At 61.0% G+C, this 382-nt stretch carries 1 pseudogene; it reads left to right on the top strand.

The features are described from left to right. Window positions 1-382, top strand: a pseudogene (locus tag GVL04_RS24400) (portal protein); the annotation flags it as partial.

Raw genomic sequence — 382 nt, 5'->3', positions numbered from 1 at the left:
ATCTTCAAGAACGCGGACGGCAGCCAGAAGGCATATTGGCAGGTGATGTTGGGTCGGATGAAGGGCATCCCGGAAGACGAGGAGGCTGAGAACCCGCGCGCTGACGTGAAGCAGTTCTCTGCGTCTTCGCCGCAGCCACACATCGACCAGCTCGAAATGCAGGCGAGCCTGGTTGCTGGTGAGACCGATCTTCCCGTCACTGCTCTTGGTGTGCAGGCGAAGACGAACACCACGACCGCTGACGGGTCTGACAACGCCGAGCGTCAACTGGTCGCTGAGGCTGAGGGTGCTACGGACGACTGGGCTCCGGCTCTTCGTAGGGCGTACATCCGTGGCCTCGCGATCAAGAACGGTCTTGACGTGATCCCCGACGAGTGGAAGT

The sequence above is a fragment of the Arthrobacter sp. 18067 genome, assembly GCF_902706295.1.
Classification (GTDB): Bacteria; Actinomycetota; Actinomycetes; order Actinomycetales; family Micrococcaceae; genus Arthrobacter.
The sequence above is the reverse complement of the archived record's forward strand: the minus strand, read 5'-3'. Positions and strand labels throughout refer to the sequence as shown.